Source organism: Bradyrhizobium sp. USDA 326 (assembly GCF_049739485.1).
Taxonomy (GTDB): domain Bacteria; phylum Pseudomonadota; class Alphaproteobacteria; order Rhizobiales; family Xanthobacteraceae; genus Bradyrhizobium.
Genome location: NZ_JBMGQA010000001.1, coordinates 4,633,426 through 4,648,979, shown reverse-complemented (window position 1 = coordinate 4,648,979; position 15,554 = coordinate 4,633,426). Strand labels below are relative to the sequence as shown.

Genomic DNA, 15,554 nt, shown 5'->3' with positions numbered 1-15,554 from the left:
AGGATTCGACGGACCTGAAGATGCGGCTCTCACTCGTGTCCCGGACAAGCTGCAACGCGTAAGCGTTGCGGCGCGGAGCCGGGACCCAGGGTGCACGGTACGACAACGATTTGGGCCCGGCTCTTCAGCGCGTCGTCGAAGGGACGCTGCGCTGCGTCCAGGGCACGAGCGCAATGTTTGGCGCACGCTCCCTCAACGCCGTCATTGCGAGCCAACGGATCCGCGCAGAGCGCGGCCCGATGACAGGCTCCGCGAAGCAATCCAGAGTCTCTCCGCGGTGAGATTCTGGACTGCTTCGCTGCGCTCGCAATGACGGAGTATGACGCAACGACATCGCTCTTCCAGCTGGTATCTCGCTTGCAGGCACGCCTTCGCATCCTCGCGGCGCGTTTCGCCCGAGCTTTGCCTGGTCACTCCACCCTCTCGATCAAGAGGGCACAGGGAAGACCGGGTGCCGACAGGCACCCGCGGTCCGCTGCGCAAAAGGTGCACGCAGAAAACCGCACAGCAGCATACAGGTGGTGCCGATCACTCGGCCTTCCCTGCGCGATGGTCGGACGGCTTATGCCGCGCTCTCCTGGGAGCCGAGTTCGTTCTGGCCTCCCTCGTCCTTGCGAAATTCACCGGCGCCGCGCCGGTTGACGCGACTGCCGCCTCCGCAAGGAGCTTGACCGTAGCAACGACGGCCAGGACCACACGGTTTTGCCGTACGCACGGCTCGCTTGACCCCATCGGCTCCGACGACGTTGTGCACGTTGCCATCGAAGACCGCCGGGACGAACCTGTCAGCGCCGCTCGTCCGCACGCCGTTCCGGGCTCACGGAGAGCAATCCGCCCTGCCCTTCACCTCTCGTGCACGACGCTGCCGCGTCCACCGCAAGCCCGGCTCGCGAACATGACGACCACACGATCGCCCCTCAAGGATGAGCCGGGATGGGCGACACATACGACAAATCCAAATTTCGGGAAAGTAGGAATATTTTCATGCGAGAGGATTGACACGGGAGCGAAACACCGAATTTCCCGGCGTCATTCCGGGGCGCCGCAAAGCGGCGAGCCCGGAATCCATCTAACCGCTTGTACTGCAGCCCGATGGATTCTCAGGTGCGCAATTGCGCACCATAGCTCGATGCTGCGCATCGCCACGGAATGACAGGAGGGAGAGTGTCACCCCTTTCGCGGCACCGGCGTTCCATCCGCCATCGTCGTCACGCCCTTCCGCTCCACGATCATTCCATACGCATGCGGCTGGCGGTGGACGTCGAAGTTGAAGGTGGTGCGCTTGTAGGAGTCGCAGAGATCGAGATCGCAGCGCGCCAGCGCGATCTCATCGCCCTTGGTGGTGCAGGCCGCGATGATCTCGCCCGAGGGCGCGATGATGCAGCTGCCGCCGATGTGGTCGACGCCCTCCTCGATGCCGGCTTTGGCGACGCCGACCACGAAGGTGCCGTTCTGATAGGCGCCGCCCTGCATCACCAGATGGTTGTGGAACAGCGAGAGATCGTCATGCTCGGGCGCGGGCGGATTGTGCACCGGCGTGTTGTAGCCGATCAGCACCATCTCGACGCCCTGCAGGCCCATGACGCGATAGGTCTCGCTCCAGCGGCGGTCGTTGCAGATCGCCATCCCCATCACGCCGCCGAAGGCATTGGCCACGCCGAAGCCGCTGCCCGGCTCGAAGTAGCGCTTCTCCAGATGCTGAAACTCGCGCCACGGCTCGTGCTCGGCATGGCCGGGCAGATGGACCTTGCGATACTTCAGGACGACCGCGCCGCTCTTGTCGACGAGAATGGAGGTGTTGTAGCGCCTGACAAGTCCGGCCTCGACCGTCAGCTCGGCATAGCCGAGGCAAAAGCCGATCCCGAGCTCGCGCGCGAGATCGAACAGGGCCTGCGTTTCGGGGCCCGGCATCTCGCGCTCGAAGAAACTGTCGATCTCGGCCTGATCTTCGAAATACCAGCGCGGAAAGAACGTGGTCAGCGCCAGCTCGGGATAGACGATCAGGTCGCAGCCGCAGGCCCGAGCCTGGCGCATCAAGGCCATCAGCCTCGCCGTCACCGCGGTCCTGGTCTCGCTCCTCGCGATCGGGCCGAGCTGGCCGGCTGCAATCGTCACAAATCTCGCCACGCGTCATTCCTTCATTTTTACGAGTCGTCGGGCTCGAGCCTACGCCACATGCAAGCCGCCTTCGCCCATCATCCCCATGGCACAATCAAATTCCGTGCCTGCGGGTATCATCGTGGGGACGCCAGGCGCGCTGAAACGGGGGGAAATTCGTTGCCGATCTGCAACGGTTCCCCACGATCTGAAGCCGGACAAAACAAACTCCCATTCCGGCCACGAACCACTCTCACAAGGCCGTGAGACTATCAGGGGAACGACGATGCGTGCACAACGCGTTTGGAAAGTGAATGGGGCCGCCAGCATCGGGCAGCTTCAATCGAGACTGGACGATCTGAACAAGCGTCTCGGCCAGCTCGAAAACCAGCATTCGGATAGCGGCACGCTGGAAGAGCTGAGAGCGATCGCGCTCAGCCTGTCGCGCGAGATCGACGACATCCGCTGCGCCGAGGCCACGGCGGCTTTGAGCGAGCTATTGCGGAAGTAGCGGACGCCCGCGATTCGCATCGCGCGCAAGGAACCAAGTTCCGCCGCCGCCATTTCCATGCAGAGCATGGAGCCAGATCATGAGCAGGCGAGCCGATCTCGCGCGCGGCGGCCTCCACCATCGCGCGCCACTTTGCGTTATGAAGATTTTGGCGCTGTGAGGGATTTCGCATGACATCGGACCCCGAGGAGTCGGTGCGGCTGCAGGGCTACGGCGAGATGACGCTGCGCACGGCCGTCGAGACCTTGATGCTGCTCGCGCCGCGCGAGCGATCCGACGCCGCCATCTTCCGCGTCCGCGACGGCGTTCGCCTCGCACAAAGCGAGATCGCCGAGCTCGCATCAAGCTGGGGCATCGAACCGGCGCCCAACGTGCGATCGCCGAGACTGGTCCCCGAGCAGCACTGGCAAGACATCGTGCGCGGCATGGTGCGCGAGGCCCCGCTGCCGTCGCTGATGGTTGCGTTTCTGGTGGGGGTGCTGGTGGCGCGAAGGTAGCCGCGCCAGAGCTGCTTGCGACAGGGCTACTTCTGTTCGCTTGCCCGCATCTGCTCGGCGAAAGGACGCAGGGCCTCGGACATGTCGTCGAGGCGCTTCTGCCACTCCGCACCGGGCATGAAGGCGATCACCGGCTCATCCCCGGGCGAACCCGTCAGGTACTCTGGATTACGCAAGCCCTCGGCTATCCCGGCTTCCAGCTTCTTGACGATGTCGTCCGGAACGCGCTTGGGGACCGCGAAGCCGCGTTCGGCCGTCGTCACGACCGGAAAGCCCACCTCTTCTGCCGTCGGAACGTCGGGCAGCGATGGAAAACGCTTCTTCGACAGGATCGCGATGACGCGAAGTGGTCCCTTGTTGGTGCCATGCAGTTCGGGAATCTCGCTGAGACTGACCATCCCGACTTCCAGATGCCCGCCCAAAAGATCGGTGCGCTGTGCCGCCGTTCCTCTGTAGGAGATTTCGTTGGGCTCGACCTTCGCGACGGCCGCGAGCATGCGAATGGCCAAATGACCGTTCGTGCCGGCGCCGTTGTGGCCGAAGCTCACCGACCCCGGCTTGCTGCGAAGTGCGGCAATAACAGCCGGCAGATCCTCGAATCTGCTGTTCGCGGGCACCACGATCACGTTCGGATCCTCGACGACCCGTGCGACCAGCCGAATCTCGTCCGTGGTGTATTGGGTCTTGCGGGTCATCGGCAGGAAATTGTAGCCCGGCACGTTGACGACACCCATCGCATAGGCATCGGGCGCTGCGCGCGCGATCGAGGCAAACGCAATCTCGCCGCCGGCACCGGGCTTGTTCAGGACGACAAATTTCGCCTTGCCGCCGAGCGCGCGCTCGACAAAGGGCAGCAGCTTGCGAGCCATGACATCGGTGCCGCCGCCCGGCGCGAAGCCGACCACAACCTCGATCGGCTTGTCGTCCGGCCACGCCGCCCATGCAGGCCCAGAGGCAGCGATGCTGAAAGCACCAAAGAGCGCGATGATTGTCTTGTTCATGATTTCCAGCCCTGTTCTTGTTATTGGCCGATCGCGCTCTCGAACGCGCAACCGGCTATGCGGTCATCTAGCTGTCGGCCCGACCGGATGGCAAGTGGCCATCCCGCGCGCAGGGATTTGATCGCGCGCAAAAGCCTCGACCATGACCCACGCTCGTAGATGCACCGTCATCGAAATCCCGGTAGCTTGCGCATCAGTGTGCGTGAGATATCCTTGATGGCGAAGGCAGCGATTGACGATCTGGAAGGTGGCGCGGCGCCGTGCGCCTGGTTCGAGGGTGTCCCCTCATTCCACCATGCGACATTGCGGGAGCTGGAGCTTCGCCAGGGTGCGCCCGGGCGGCCTGTCGCCCAAGCCTTTCAGATGCGCCCCACCGAGCCGGGATCATGTTCGGACTCGGCATCGAGATCGATCCCGACGCCACGACGCTGAGCTTCGAATCCAGCTATGGGGTGCACGGTTGGATCAAGGCCAGGCGGGTCGTCGTCTCGTTCGAGCCTCGGCCGACAAGTCTCGCCTGAACCTGACGAGCCATGCCACTGCGGCAAGCGCCCCTGCCCCGCCAAATCGGCCGTGGACCCGTCCTGAAAATCGTTGCAAAAAGGCGCTCCCGAGGCGCCGGCGGCCGGTTCGCCAAGTCTCTGGAAACCGTCGATTTTTGGAAGAATGGTCGGAGTGGCAGGATTCGAACCTGCGACCCCTGCGTCCCGAACGCAGTGCTCTACCGGGCTGAGCCACACTCCGACAAGAAGGCGGCTTATAGCGTCGGGTTTGACGCACTGCAAGCGGCCGAGCCGAGGAATTTTATCCCTGTGAAAACGGGTCTTGAAACGCTGATTTTGCCGGCCGGCGAGGCCGGCGCGGAAGCCGCCGCCCGGCGCCTTGCGGCCGGCGGGCTGGTCGCGTTTCCGACCGAGACGGTCTACGGGCTGGGCGCCGACGCCGCCAACGCCACGGCGATCGCCCATCTCTACGCCGCCAAGGGCCGGCCGGCGTTCAATCCGCTGATCGCGCATGTCGCCGACCTCAAGGCCGCGCGGCGGATCGGGCGGTTCGACGCGCGCGCGCTGGAACTTGCCGAGGCGTTCTGGCCGGGGCCGCTGACGCTGGTGGTGCCGAAAACGGACGATTGCCCGGTGGCGGATCTCGCCACTGCTGGTCTCGATACCGTCGCGATTCGCATCCCCGCCCACCCCGTCGCGCAGGCGATCCTGCGCGCCTTCGGCGGCGCCGTGGTGGCGCCGTCCGCCAACATCTCCGGCCACGTCTCGCCGACGCTGGCCGCCCATGTCGCGAGCGACCTAGTGGGGCGGATCGACCTGATCGTCGACGGCGGGCCTGTTGCGGTCGGGGTGGAATCGACCATCGTCGGCTGCTTCGACGCGCCGATGCTGCTCCGCCCCGGCGGACTTGCGCGCGAGCGGATCGAGGCGGTGCTCGGCGCACCCTTGGCGCGGCCGTCTGTGGAGGCCGAAAGCGACGACAGCCAGCCGCTGGCGCCGGGCATGCTGGCCTCGCACTACGCGCCGCGCGCCGATGTGCGGCTCAATGCGCGTGAGGTGGCGCCGGGCGAGGCGCTGCTGGCGTTCGGCCCCGCGCGGCTGCCGGGCGTCGATGCTGCCGCCGCCGTCATGAATCTGTCGCCCACCGGCGATCTCGATGAAGCCGCCGCCAATCTGTTCGGCTATCTTCGCAGCCTCGATGCCCGGGCGCCACGCGCGATCGCGGTGATGGCGATCCCCGAGGAAGGACTTGGCGAAGCGATCAACGACCGGCTGCGCCGGGCTGCGGTTGCCCGATAAGAAGCTTGAGAAGAGACACGAGAATGAACGTCAATAAATCCGCCACCCCGCCGCTTGCGCTCGAATTGATCGACCAATTCCGCAAGATCGTCGGCGACCGCCATGCCATCACCGATGCGACCGACATCGAGCCTTACATTACCGAGGAGCGCAACCTGTTCCACGGCCGCTCGCCGCTGGTGCTGCGCCCGGGCTCGACCGCGGAAGTCTCCGCGATCTGCAAGCTGGCCTCCGCGCACGGAATCGCGCTGGTGCCGCAGGGCGGCAACACCGGGCTCGTCGGCGGGCAGACGCCGCACAATGGCGAGGTGGTGGTGTCGCTGCGCCGGCTCGACAAGATCCGCGAGGTCGACACCGCGTCCAACACCATGACCTGCGAAGCGGGCGTGGTGCTGCAGATCGCGCAAGCGACGGCGGCGGAGGTGGACCGGCTGTTTCCGCTGTCGTTAGGGGCCGAAGGCAGCTGCACCATCGGCGGCAATCTCTCGACCAATGCCGGCGGCACCGCGGCGCTCGCCTATGGCGTCGCGCGCGAGATGGCGCTGGGCCTCGAAGTGGTGCTCGCCGACGGGCGCGTTCTCAATTTGCTGTCGAAGCTGAAGAAGGACAACACCGGCTATAATCTGCACAATCTCTTCATCGGCGCCGAAGGCACGCTCGGCATCATCACGGCGGCGACGTTGAAACTGTTTCCGAGGCCGCGGGCGGTCGAGACCGCCTTCGTCGGGCTGAAATCGCCGGCCGCGGCGCTCGAGCTGCTGACGATCGCGCAAGGCGAGGCCGCCAATGCGCTGACGAGCTTCGAGCTGCTGTCGGAGATGGCGGTCGATTTCTCGGTGCGGCACGGCATCGACGTGCGCGATCCGCTCGAGGCGAAGCATCCCTGGTACGTGCTGATGGAATTGTCTTCGCCGAGCGAGGACGCCCGCACGCCGCTGGAGACGATCCTGACCCGCGCCATGGAGGAGGAGATCGTCGACGACGCCGTGATCGCGGCGAGCCTTGCCCAGCGCGGTGCGTTCTGGAAACTGCGCGACGAGATGTCCGCGGCGCAGAAGCCGGAGGGCGGCTCGATCAAGCACGACATTTCCGTGCCCGTGGCCGCCGTGCCCGCCTTCATTGCCGAGGCCGATGCCGCCGTGGTGAAGCTGATCCCCGGCGCGCGGCCGGTGCCGTTCGGCCATCTCGGCGACGGCAACCTCCACTACAATGTCAGCCAGCCGGTCGGCGCCAATACGGCGGATTTCCTGGCGCGCTGGCACGAGATGAACGCGGTGGTGTTCGAGATCGTGCTGCGCATGGGCGGCTCGATCTCGGCCGAGCACGGCATCGGCGTGCTCAAGCGCGACGAGCTGCCGGAGGTGAAGGACAAGACCGCGATCGAGCTGATGCGCTCCATCAAGGCGATGCTCGACCCGCTCGGCATCATGAATCCGGGGAAGGTGCTGTGAGCGTGCCCCCTGCTCCGCTCGCGATCAGCGCGATCGCGGATGCCGATGTCGAGAACGTCGTCGCGCTGTGGCAGCGCTGCGGCCTGACGCGGCCCTGGAACGATCCGCATGCCGACATCGCGCTGGCGCGGCGGCGCGAGAATTCCACCGTACTGATCGGCCGCGACGGCGGCGCGATCGTCGCGACAGTCATGGTCGGCCATGACGGCCATCGCGGCTGGGTCTATTACGTCGCGGTCGATCCCGACAGCCGGAAGCGCGGCCACGGCCGCGTCATCATGGCCGCGGCCGAGGGCTGGCTGCGCGCGGCCGGAATTCCAAAACTGCAGCTCCTGGTCCGCCGCGACAATGCGCAGGCCAATGCCTTCTATGGGTCGCTGGGCTTCGAGCTATCGACATCCGTGATGTTCCAGAAGTGGCTCGACGGCCGCACGACCACGCCAAGCAACTGAGACCCGCCATGACCATTTCCGATCGCGTCCGCATCAAGGACGTCCGCGTGCTCTCGGACGGCTGGACTCCCCTGAAGACCACGACGTTCGACTACCGGCGCGCCAATGGCGCATGGCAGACGCAGCACCGCGAGACCTATGAGCGCGACAATGCCGCCGCCGTGCTGCCCTACAACCGCGCCCGGCGCACGGTGATCCTGGTGCGGCAGTTCCGACTGCCGGCGTTCATCCGCGGCTACGACGATCTGCTGATCGAGGCGGCCGCCGGCGTGCTTGACAACGCCGAGCCCGAGGCGCGCATCCGCGCCGAGGCCGAGGAGGAGACGGGCTATCGCCTGCACGACGTGCACAAGGTGTTCGAGGCCTTCATGAGTCCCGGCGCCATCACCGAGAAGCTGCATTTCTTCGTCGCCGAATACGAGCCCGAAATGCGCGTCGGCGACGGCGGCGGCCTTGAGCACGAGGGCGAGGACATCGAGGTGCTGGAGCTTTCCATCGACGAGGCACTGGCGATGATCGCCGACGGCCGCATCATCGATGCCAAGGCGATCATGCTGCTGCAATACGCGGCGCTGCACGTGTTCAGGTAGGTGCGCTCTTCACCCTCCCCTGGAGGGGGAGGGTCGATCGCGCGCAGCGCGAGCGGGGTGGGGTGATCCCTCCACTCGGGCACTGTTGGATGTGGAGAGACCGTCACCCCACCCCGTCTCACATTTCGCTACGCTCCATGTGAGCCGACCCTCCCCCTCCAGGGGAGGGTAAGAGGCGCCTTCCACGCGGCTTTAGCGTACAATGCAATTCTGACCTGCGCCGCCTCTCCCCCGGTTGAGCTCACTCCTGACTATCTCTACTCTGCGCCGAACCAAGAACCAGGAGACGCGCCCATGTCCGCTCCGCGCGACGACGAATTCGGCTTTGCGCCCGACTACGATTCCCCCGTTCCCTACATGCAGCGCACGCGGGATTATTACGCGGCGATCGGCTACACCACGCCGTATCGCTGGGCGCATTACACCGAGGCGCCGTTCCAGCCGCTGAAGAAACCGCTGGCACAGTCGCGCGTCACCATCATCACCACGGCCGCGCCGTTCGATCCGGCCAAGGGCGACCAGGGGCCGGGCGCGGCGTATAATGGCGGCGCGAAATTCTACCAGGTCTATGACGGCGACACGTCGAAAGAGCACGATCTGCGCATCTCGCACATCGGCTACGACCGCAAGCACACCTCGGCCACCGACAGCGGCACCTGGTTTCCGCTGCCGCAGCTGTTGAAGGCGAGTGCTGCAGGCCGGATCGGTGAAGTCGCGCCGCGCTTCTTCGGCGCACCCACAAACCGCAGCCACCGCGTCACGCTCGACACCGACGCGCCGGAGATCCTGGCGCGCTGCCTTGCCGACAAGGTCGACGTCGCCGTGCTGGTGCCGAACTGCCCCGTCTGTCACCAGACCACGGCGCTGGTGGCGCGGCATCTGGAGCGGAACGGCATTGCGACCGTGGTCATGGGATGCGCCAAGGACATCATCGAGCACGCCGCCGTGCCGCGCTTCCTCTTCAGCGACTTCCCGCTCGGAAATTCCGCCGGCAAGCCGCATGACATCGCCTCGCAGGCGCAGACGCTCGAGCTGGCGCTCAAGCTGCTGGAGACCGCGAGCGGTCCGCAGACCACGATGCAGTCGCCGCTGCGCTGGAGCGAGGATGCCTCCTGGAAGCTCGACTACAACAACGTCGCGCAGCTCTCTCACGAAGAGCTGGCGCGGCGCCGCGCCGAGTTCGACAAGCAGAAGGAGATCGCGCGCGGCAACCGCGCCGCCTGACGTCCTCCGACAACAACAAATAAGAGGAGAGCGACGTGACGCGACCGTTCGAAGGCGTGAAGATCCTGGACTTCACGCAAGTGCTGGCCGGCCCCTATGCGAGCTACCAGCTCGCGCTGCTGGGGGCCGAAATCATCAAGGTCGAGCGGCGCGAAGGCGAGGACATGCGCCGCACGCCGCTTTCCCGCGAATGGGCCGAGCGCGGGCTGGCGCCGGCGTTCCAGGCCGTCAACGGCAACAAGCGCAGCCTGACGCTCGACCTGCAGAAGCCGGAGGCGATCGCGATCGTGAAGAAGCTCGCAGACACCGTCGACGTCGTCATGGAGAATTTCCGCCCGGGTGTGATGGACAGGCTCGGCATCGGCTACGAGGCGCTCTCCGCGATCAATCCGAAGCTGATCTATTGCGCGGTCTCCGGCTTCGGTCAGACCGGTCCGGACCGCCTGCGGCCCGGCTATGACGGCAAGATGCAGGCGCTGTCCGGCATTATGGCCATCACCGGCCACCCCGAGACGGGGCCGACCCGCGCCGGCTTTGCCGTATGCGATGTGCTGTCGGGCGCGACGGCCGCGTTCGGCGTGTCGAGCGCCCTATATCAGCGCGACCGCACCGGCAAGGGCCAGCTCATCGACGTCTCCATGCTGGAGGCGACGCTGGCTTTTCTCTCCGGGCAGATCGCGGACTGGTCGGTCGCCGGTCATCGTCAGCAGCTGTCGGGCAACCAGGCAGTCAGCCGCAGGACCACGGCGAATCTGTTCAAATGCGGCGACGGCCATATCCTGCTCGCCGTCAACAACGAGAAGCAGTACCGCGCGCTGATGAGCGCGCTCGGCCGCGAGGACGCGCTGAGCGACCCGCGCTTCGCCGACTGGTTTTCACGCAACGAGAACGAGCCCGCGCTCCGCGCGATCATCGAGGAGGCGCTCGCGGCAAGGCCGGCGCGCGAATGGGAGACGATCCTGGAAGATGCCGGCGCGCCCTGCGCCAGCATCTGGAAGGTCGAGGAGGTCATCGACCATCCGCAAGTGAAGGCGCGCGGCGCGATCCAGGAGCTGGATACGCCGTACGGCCGGCTGCGCTTTGCCGGCAGCGGATTCAAGCTCGCGCATGGCGGCGGCAGGCTGGATCGGATGGCGCCGGAGCTGGGGGCGGATACGGATGCGGTGCTCGGCGAGCTCGGATTCGATGCGGCGGAGATCGCGCAGTTGCGGACAAGAGAGATCGTGTAGGCCGTCACACACTCCGCCGCCGCAGCTAGACTAAAACAGCGATCCCTGCCCGTCATCTGACGAGGCAGCAGCAACCTTCCGCACCGCCTTCCTGGGCTTCGCAGCCTCCGCCTCCCTCTCCTCCGCGCTGATCGGCAGCACGAGCTGCGCATCGTCATTGGCAACGCGGTTGACGCGGGTGGAGACGGGGTGCCAGGCGAATTCGCCGATACGCGGGGCCGTCATCAGCGGCAGGATCGCGTCGACCTCGTCGCCGCTGATGTCGAGCCAGCGCTCGAAATCACGCGGGCTGATGGTCACGGGCACGCGGTCATGCAACGCGGCGAGATCCTCGCCGGCCGCGGCGGTGACGATCGCGACGGTATCGAGCTCCTCGCCGTTTGGCCCGACCCAGGTCTCGAACACTGCGGCAAAGCCGAGCGGCTCGCCGTCGGCGCGGTGGATGAAGAAGGGCTGCTTGCGGCCGTCTTCCGTCTTCCACTCGTAATAGCCATCGGCCGGGATCAGGCCGCGCCGGCGACGAATCGCCCTTTTGAAGGCGGGCTTGTCCAGCACCGTCTCGGCGCGGGCATTGATCAGGAGCGTAAATCCGCGCGGATCCTTGACCCAGCCCGGCAACAGGCCCCAGCGCATCAGGCGGAAATGGCGCGCGCCGTTCTCGACCAATACGACCGGAATCGCTTGTGTCGGGGCGACATTGTACCGGGGCGGGAAATTCGGCTGCTCGACATAGCCGAACAGTTGCCGCAAAGCCGCGGGGGCCGAAGTTATGACGAAGCGTCCACACATGCTTTGGTATCTATATAGGGTCCGTTCAGGTCCTTTTAACTCCGAACGCTAACACTGCGGCAGATGAGCTCAACGGCCTCCCAACCCGCGCGGACGCACGTACAGACGGGCCCCGAGGCGGAGGCCTGGGCCGAACGCCTGCGCGTGGCCAATATCAACCCGCGGACGGGGCTTGCAACCGACTATCTCAATCATTTCAATGAAGCCGTGATGCTGCTCGAAATGGTCCCGGACATGCCTGAATGCGCCGACGACTTCCTGACCTGGACGCCTCTGTCCTATGCCGAGCATTTCACGGCGTCGAATTTCAAGGCACGGGACCTCGCCATCGAGGCCTATGAGAAGGCCGATCCCAACGTCCGCGCCCAGTTCGACCACATCACCGATACCATGACCTCGATCCTGACCGCGGTCGGCTCGGCCATGCGCGAAGTCGAGAAGGACACAACCCGCGTCCGCCTCGCCGAGCAGGCCACCCTCTGGGTCAAGCCGCTGATCGCGGCCTGCGGCGGCATCATCAATGGCGGCGCGGAAGCCGACGTCGACACCATCATGGCGAACTCGGCCGGATAGGTGACGAGATTGGCCGCGGTCGTCCAGCCCACCCACCCCCAGCTCGCGGTCAGCGCAGCCATCTTCCGCGGCGGCAAGGTGCTGCTGGTCCGACGCGCCCGTTCGCCTGCCAAGGGGTTCTATTCGCTGCCGGGCGGCCGGGTCGAATTCGGCGAATCGCTGCATCAGGCCCTGAACCGCGAGGTTGACGAAGAGACCGGCCTTCGTATCGAGATCATTGGCCTTGCCGGCTGGCGCGAGGTGTTGCCCAGCGCGACCGGCGCCGGCCATTATTTGATCATGTCCTTTGCCGCCCGCTTGGTGGCCAACGAACCGGCCTTGAACGATGAACTCGACGATTACCGCTGGATCGCGCCGGCCGCTCTCGGCGGCCTCGGCGACCTCAAGCTGACCGGAGGGCTGGAGGAGGTCATCCAGTCCGCCGCCCGGCTGATCGGCCCCTGACTGAGCGGCAAACTCCGACACCTCTCCCGCTTGCTTGCCGGGGGAGGGAGCGCACCGTCCGCGCGACTCCGCCTTGCGTCCACCGCCCCGAGGGGGCATACAGCCCGCCGATGTCCACGCGATTTCTGGCCATTCTTGCCTTGATTCTCGCCTGCGCCGCCGGGTCCGTCCGGGCCCAGGACGTAGCGGCGCCGTTTGACGCCGAATTGCAGCGCCTGGCCGAGATCCTCGGCGGCCTGCACTATCTCCGCGGCATCTGCGGGTCCAACGAGGGCAACAAATGGCGCAACGAGATGCAGGCGCTGATCGAGGCCGAAACCCCCTCCGGGGAGCGCCGCACCCGTATGATCGCCGGATTCAACCGCGGCTATAACGGCTTTCAGCAGACCTACCGGAGCTGCACGCCGGCCGCGACGGTGGCGATCCGCCGCTACATCGAGGAAGGCTCGAAGATCTCGCGGGATCTGACGGCGCGCTACGCGAACTGACCGCTCTCTGCTTGTCATTCCGGAGCGGGACGAAATCGCGAATCCGGAATCCATCGCACCACCAACTCTGCGCCAGATGGATTCTCAGGTGCGTAGTTGCGCACCGTAGTTCGCGCTGCGCGCGCCCCGGAATGACGGGTGCTGGAACCCTGTCATCGACTTTGTGCACAGCCGTTAACCGTTCTTAAAGATGTGGCCTAGCGGTCGTTAACGCCCGTGCTACACCTCTCGCACAGCGCATCGCCGTGGATCGCGCCCCAGCCCTGACCGAGTTTCATGAACCAGCCGATTTCCTACGCCCGCGCGCCGCTGCCCGATCACGAGCAGAAACAAGCTGCCCTGAGCTATCTCAACGAGGCCTGGGCCGAGGCGCGCCATGACGGCGTCGACGGTGATTGCCTGGCTCAGGCGAGCCTGTTCGCGGCACTGGCCGAACTCGTCGGCACCTATGGCGAGGACGCGGTAGCGAAGTTCGTCGAGGGCTTTCCTGGCCGCATTCGCAACGGCGAGTTCTCGGTCGGCATCTCCAGGCAGTAAACCGGTCGAAAATGACCCCGCCACGCGGGCGGGGCCAGTCGACGGATGAAAGACTTTGCGAACGGATTTGACGAAAGCCTTCGCGAAGTCTCCCGCCTTTATCGCACGGAGGCCACGTCAGGCTGATGAGCATTAGTCTCGCGGCGGTCGGGAGATGTTCCCGTCGCGATCGGGAACGTGCTCCCTCCTCACGGCTCGACCTTGAGCGTCGCTTTCATGTTGGGATGATAGCGGCAGTAATAATCGATCGTCCCCGCCTTCTTCAAAACCGACGTGGCCGACTTCTTCGGCGGCAGCATCACGTCGAAGTCACCGTTCTTCGCGGTCGCGGTGTGAGCGAAGACGTCCTTGTTGATCCAGGTGATGGTATCGCCCACCTTCGCCGATATCTCGGCCGGTGAGATCACGAGGTTGTCCATCGTGATCTCGATCGTCGCGGCGCGCGCCGGGACGACCATCGCCACGACGAGCGCGACAGCGGAGAACACTCGTCCCGACATCATCGCTCTCCTATTTCAGTTCGGCCGCGACGTGCTCGGCGTGCTGCTGATGGCCCTGGAAGATCTTCAAGCCGGTTTGGAGCAGGCTCTTCAGCTCGGCGTTGCTGGCCGAGGGAATGAGCTGGGTCTCCAGCGCGGAATTGACCTGCTTGTGGTAGGCGACCTCGTTGGCGACATAGGCCTTGTCGAATGCGGCACCGCTCAGCTTGTCGAGCTCGGCCAACTTGTCGCCGGCCTGCTTGGACAGCGCCTTGCTGGTGTCGTTGTCCTCAGGGGTGACGTTCAGCTTCTTGACCAGCGCGAGCGCCTGCTTGTTGACGGCCTCGTGGTCGCGCAGCATGTCCTCGGCGAACGCCTTCACCTCCTTGCTCTTCGCCTTCTTCTGCGCCTGCTTGGCGGCGTTGATGTCGATCACGCCTGCGGTGTAGGCGATGTGAGCGATCTGCGGATCGGTGGGCTTGTCGGCTGCACCGGCGCTTTGCAACAGCGCGGGACTGGACAACAGAATGGCTGCGGCGGCGGCCGCGCTCCAACGGACAAACATGGTGAGACTCCTGTGCTGCCGGGCATTCGCCGGCGTTGCTTCACGGGAGTTGGATGAGCGTTTCGTGCAAACGTTCCCAAGAATTTTCAGCCGCCGACAGCAAGCCGCTTCAACACCGCTTCAGTCAGGCGCTCGCACCGCCAGCCGGCGAACGGGAATGCATCCATCATCACCGGACCGATCTCCTTCTCGACATTCTCGCGCAGCATCGTGCGGGCGCGATGCAGCCGCGTCTTCACGGTCTCCGGTTTCACGCCGAGCAGATCTGCCGTCTCCTCGATGTTCATGCCCTCCATGACGCGCGCGATGAAGACCATGCGGAAGACGTCTGGCAGTTCGTCTATGGCGCGTTCGACGACGCGCTGGATTTCACGTTGGGCCATGGTCTTTTCCGGATCGCCTGCGGAAGAAGCGGGGAATTTGATGATCTGCGCCGCGATCGCCTCTTCCGGCACCGCACCAAGCTCGACATGCGGCTTGGCGCTTCGCATCCTCCCAAGGGCTTCGTTGATGGCGATCCGCGACAGCCAAGTCGACAGTCCCGACTCGCCGCGGAAGCCGTCGAGATGGGTGAATGCGCGAACGTAGGTTTCCTGCACCACGTCCTCGGCTTCGCTGTCGCTGCGCAGGATGCCGCGCGCCAGGCGATAGAGCCTGCGGTTGTTTGCCTGCATGATCTCGCGCAAAGCAGCCTCATCCCGGCGCCGCGCGCGGTTGATCAGCGCGGCCTCCAATGTCCTGGCCCCGGCGGACAGGCCGGCTGCAGTCCCTGGCATGGCGGTTACCTATCTCCATTCGCTCCAGACGTTGGATGCAGGCTGGCGG

19 protein-coding genes and 1 tRNA gene are annotated in these 15,554 nt (G+C 65.4%); 13 read left to right on the top strand and 7 right to left on the bottom strand.

Going from position 1 to position 15,554, the window contains the following annotated elements; all coding sequences use genetic code 11:
• Positions 1–1,167 precede the first annotated feature (1,167 nt).
• Entirely contained in the window at positions 1,168–2,127 is a 960-nt protein-coding gene (locus ABIG06_RS21850; RefSeq protein WP_124159741.1) for an N-carbamoyl-D-amino-acid hydrolase, read from the bottom strand.
• A 256-nt stretch (positions 2,128–2,383) separates the two neighbouring features.
• On the opposite strand from ABIG06_RS21850, the gene ABIG06_RS21845 reads away from it, so the two are divergent.
• Together ABIG06_RS21845 and ABIG06_RS21840 are read left to right on the top strand one after the other, a co-directional pair.
• Positions 2,384–2,608 carry a hypothetical protein gene (locus tag ABIG06_RS21845; RefSeq protein ID WP_061878448.1) on the top strand — a complete coding sequence of 75 codons (225 nt, stop codon included), beginning with the start codon at positions 2,384–2,386 and terminating at the stop codon, positions 2,606–2,608.
• A 170-nt stretch (positions 2,609–2,778) separates the two neighbouring features.
• Positions 2,779–3,105, top strand: a complete 327-nt coding sequence (locus tag ABIG06_RS21840; protein ID WP_124159742.1) for a hypothetical protein — start codon at positions 2,779–2,781, stop codon at positions 3,103–3,105.
• A 26-nt stretch (positions 3,106–3,131) separates the two neighbouring features.
• On the opposite strand, the gene ABIG06_RS21835 is transcribed toward ABIG06_RS21840, so the two are convergent.
• Positions 3,132–4,106, bottom strand: coding sequence for a tripartite tricarboxylate transporter substrate binding protein (locus ABIG06_RS21835; protein WP_124159743.1), 975 nt, complete (start codon positions 4,104–4,106; stop codon positions 3,132–3,134).
• Between the two features lie 386 nt (positions 4,107–4,492).
• Here ABIG06_RS21835 and ABIG06_RS21830 point away from each other — a divergent pair, with 386 nt between their 5' ends.
• Positions 4,493–4,627 carry a hypothetical protein gene (locus ABIG06_RS21830; RefSeq protein ID WP_283811828.1) on the top strand — a complete coding sequence of 45 codons (135 nt, stop codon included), beginning with the start codon at positions 4,493–4,495 and terminating at the stop codon, positions 4,625–4,627.
• 146 nt (positions 4,628–4,773) lie between these two features.
• Here ABIG06_RS21830 and ABIG06_RS21825 read toward each other — a convergent pair.
• Positions 4,774–4,850: transfer RNA gene (locus ABIG06_RS21825), tRNA-Pro, on the bottom strand.
• 68 nt (positions 4,851–4,918) lie between these two features.
• Here ABIG06_RS21825 and ABIG06_RS21820 point away from each other — a divergent pair.
• The 6 genes from ABIG06_RS21820 (at position 4,919) to ABIG06_RS21795 (ending at position 10,854) form a co-directional block, all read left to right on the top strand.
• Complete coding sequence (locus tag ABIG06_RS21820; protein ID WP_124159744.1) at positions 4,919–5,908, top strand: L-threonylcarbamoyladenylate synthase; 990 nt, start codon at positions 4,919–4,921, stop codon at positions 5,906–5,908.
• 23 nt (positions 5,909–5,931) lie between these two features.
• Complete coding sequence (locus ABIG06_RS21815) at positions 5,932–7,359, top strand: FAD-binding oxidoreductase (RefSeq protein ID WP_124159745.1); 1,428 nt, start codon at positions 5,932–5,934, stop codon at positions 7,357–7,359.
• 2 nt (positions 7,360–7,361) lie between these two features.
• Positions 7,362–7,811, top strand: coding sequence for a GNAT family acetyltransferase (locus tag ABIG06_RS21810; RefSeq protein WP_124159825.1), 450 nt, complete (start codon positions 7,362–7,364; stop codon positions 7,809–7,811).
• Positions 7,812–7,819: 8 nt separating this feature from the next.
• Entirely contained in the window at positions 7,820–8,401 is a 582-nt protein-coding gene (locus tag ABIG06_RS21805; RefSeq protein ID WP_124159746.1) for an NUDIX domain-containing protein, read from the top strand.
• 294 nt (positions 8,402–8,695) lie between these two features.
• Entirely contained in the window at positions 8,696–9,625 is a 930-nt protein-coding gene (locus ABIG06_RS21800) for a glycine reductase (protein ID WP_124159748.1), read from the top strand.
• 35 nt (positions 9,626–9,660) lie between these two features.
• Positions 9,661–10,854: a CaiB/BaiF CoA transferase family protein gene (locus ABIG06_RS21795; RefSeq protein ID WP_370138594.1), complete on the top strand. Its 1,194-nt coding sequence runs from the start codon at positions 9,661–9,663 to the stop codon at positions 10,852–10,854.
• A gap of 30 nt (positions 10,855–10,884) precedes the next feature.
• Here ABIG06_RS21795 and ABIG06_RS21790 read toward each other — a convergent pair whose 3' ends face one another.
• The gene (locus tag ABIG06_RS21790; protein ID WP_370138592.1) at positions 10,885–11,643 is read right to left on the bottom strand and encodes an SOS response-associated peptidase; all 759 of its coding nucleotides are present in this window, start codon (positions 11,641–11,643) and stop codon (positions 10,885–10,887) included.
• Between the two features lie 63 nt (positions 11,644–11,706).
• On the opposite strand from ABIG06_RS21790, the gene ABIG06_RS21785 reads away from it, so the two are divergent.
• The 4 genes from ABIG06_RS21785 to ABIG06_RS21770 all read left to right on the top strand — a co-directional run bounded on the left by ABIG06_RS21785 (position 11,707) and on the right by ABIG06_RS21770 (position 13,685).
• A complete protein-coding gene (locus ABIG06_RS21785; RefSeq protein ID WP_028176928.1) occupies positions 11,707–12,216 on the top strand; it encodes a hypothetical protein in 510 nt (169 codons plus the stop codon).
• 9 nt (positions 12,217–12,225) lie between these two features.
• Entirely contained in the window at positions 12,226–12,660 is a 435-nt protein-coding gene (locus tag ABIG06_RS21780; protein WP_370138591.1) for an NUDIX hydrolase, read from the top strand.
• A 110-nt stretch (positions 12,661–12,770) separates the two neighbouring features.
• Complete coding sequence (locus ABIG06_RS21775; RefSeq protein WP_370138590.1) at positions 12,771–13,148, top strand: TIGR02301 family protein; 378 nt, start codon at positions 12,771–12,773, stop codon at positions 13,146–13,148.
• 276 nt (positions 13,149–13,424) lie between these two features.
• Positions 13,425–13,685 (top strand): hypothetical protein, encoded by a 261-nt coding sequence (locus tag ABIG06_RS21770; RefSeq protein WP_124159754.1) that lies wholly within the window; start codon positions 13,425–13,427, stop codon positions 13,683–13,685.
• Positions 13,686–13,873: 188 nt separating this feature from the next.
• On the opposite strand, the gene ABIG06_RS21765 is transcribed toward ABIG06_RS21770, so the two are convergent.
• The 3 genes from ABIG06_RS21765 to ABIG06_RS21755 all read right to left on the bottom strand — a co-directional run bounded on the left by ABIG06_RS21765 (position 13,874) and on the right by ABIG06_RS21755 (position 15,505).
• Complete coding sequence (locus ABIG06_RS21765; RefSeq protein WP_370138588.1) at positions 13,874–14,185, bottom strand: cupredoxin domain-containing protein; 312 nt, start codon at positions 14,183–14,185, stop codon at positions 13,874–13,876.
• Between the two features lie 10 nt (positions 14,186–14,195).
• Positions 14,196–14,729 (bottom strand): DUF4142 domain-containing protein, encoded by a 534-nt coding sequence (locus tag ABIG06_RS21760; RefSeq protein WP_124159756.1) that lies wholly within the window; start codon positions 14,727–14,729, stop codon positions 14,196–14,198.
• 86 nt (positions 14,730–14,815) lie between these two features.
• The gene (locus ABIG06_RS21755; RefSeq protein WP_370138587.1) at positions 14,816–15,505 is read right to left on the bottom strand and encodes an RNA polymerase sigma factor; all 690 of its coding nucleotides are present in this window, start codon (positions 15,503–15,505) and stop codon (positions 14,816–14,818) included.
• Between the last annotated feature and the right edge of the window lie 49 nt (positions 15,506–15,554).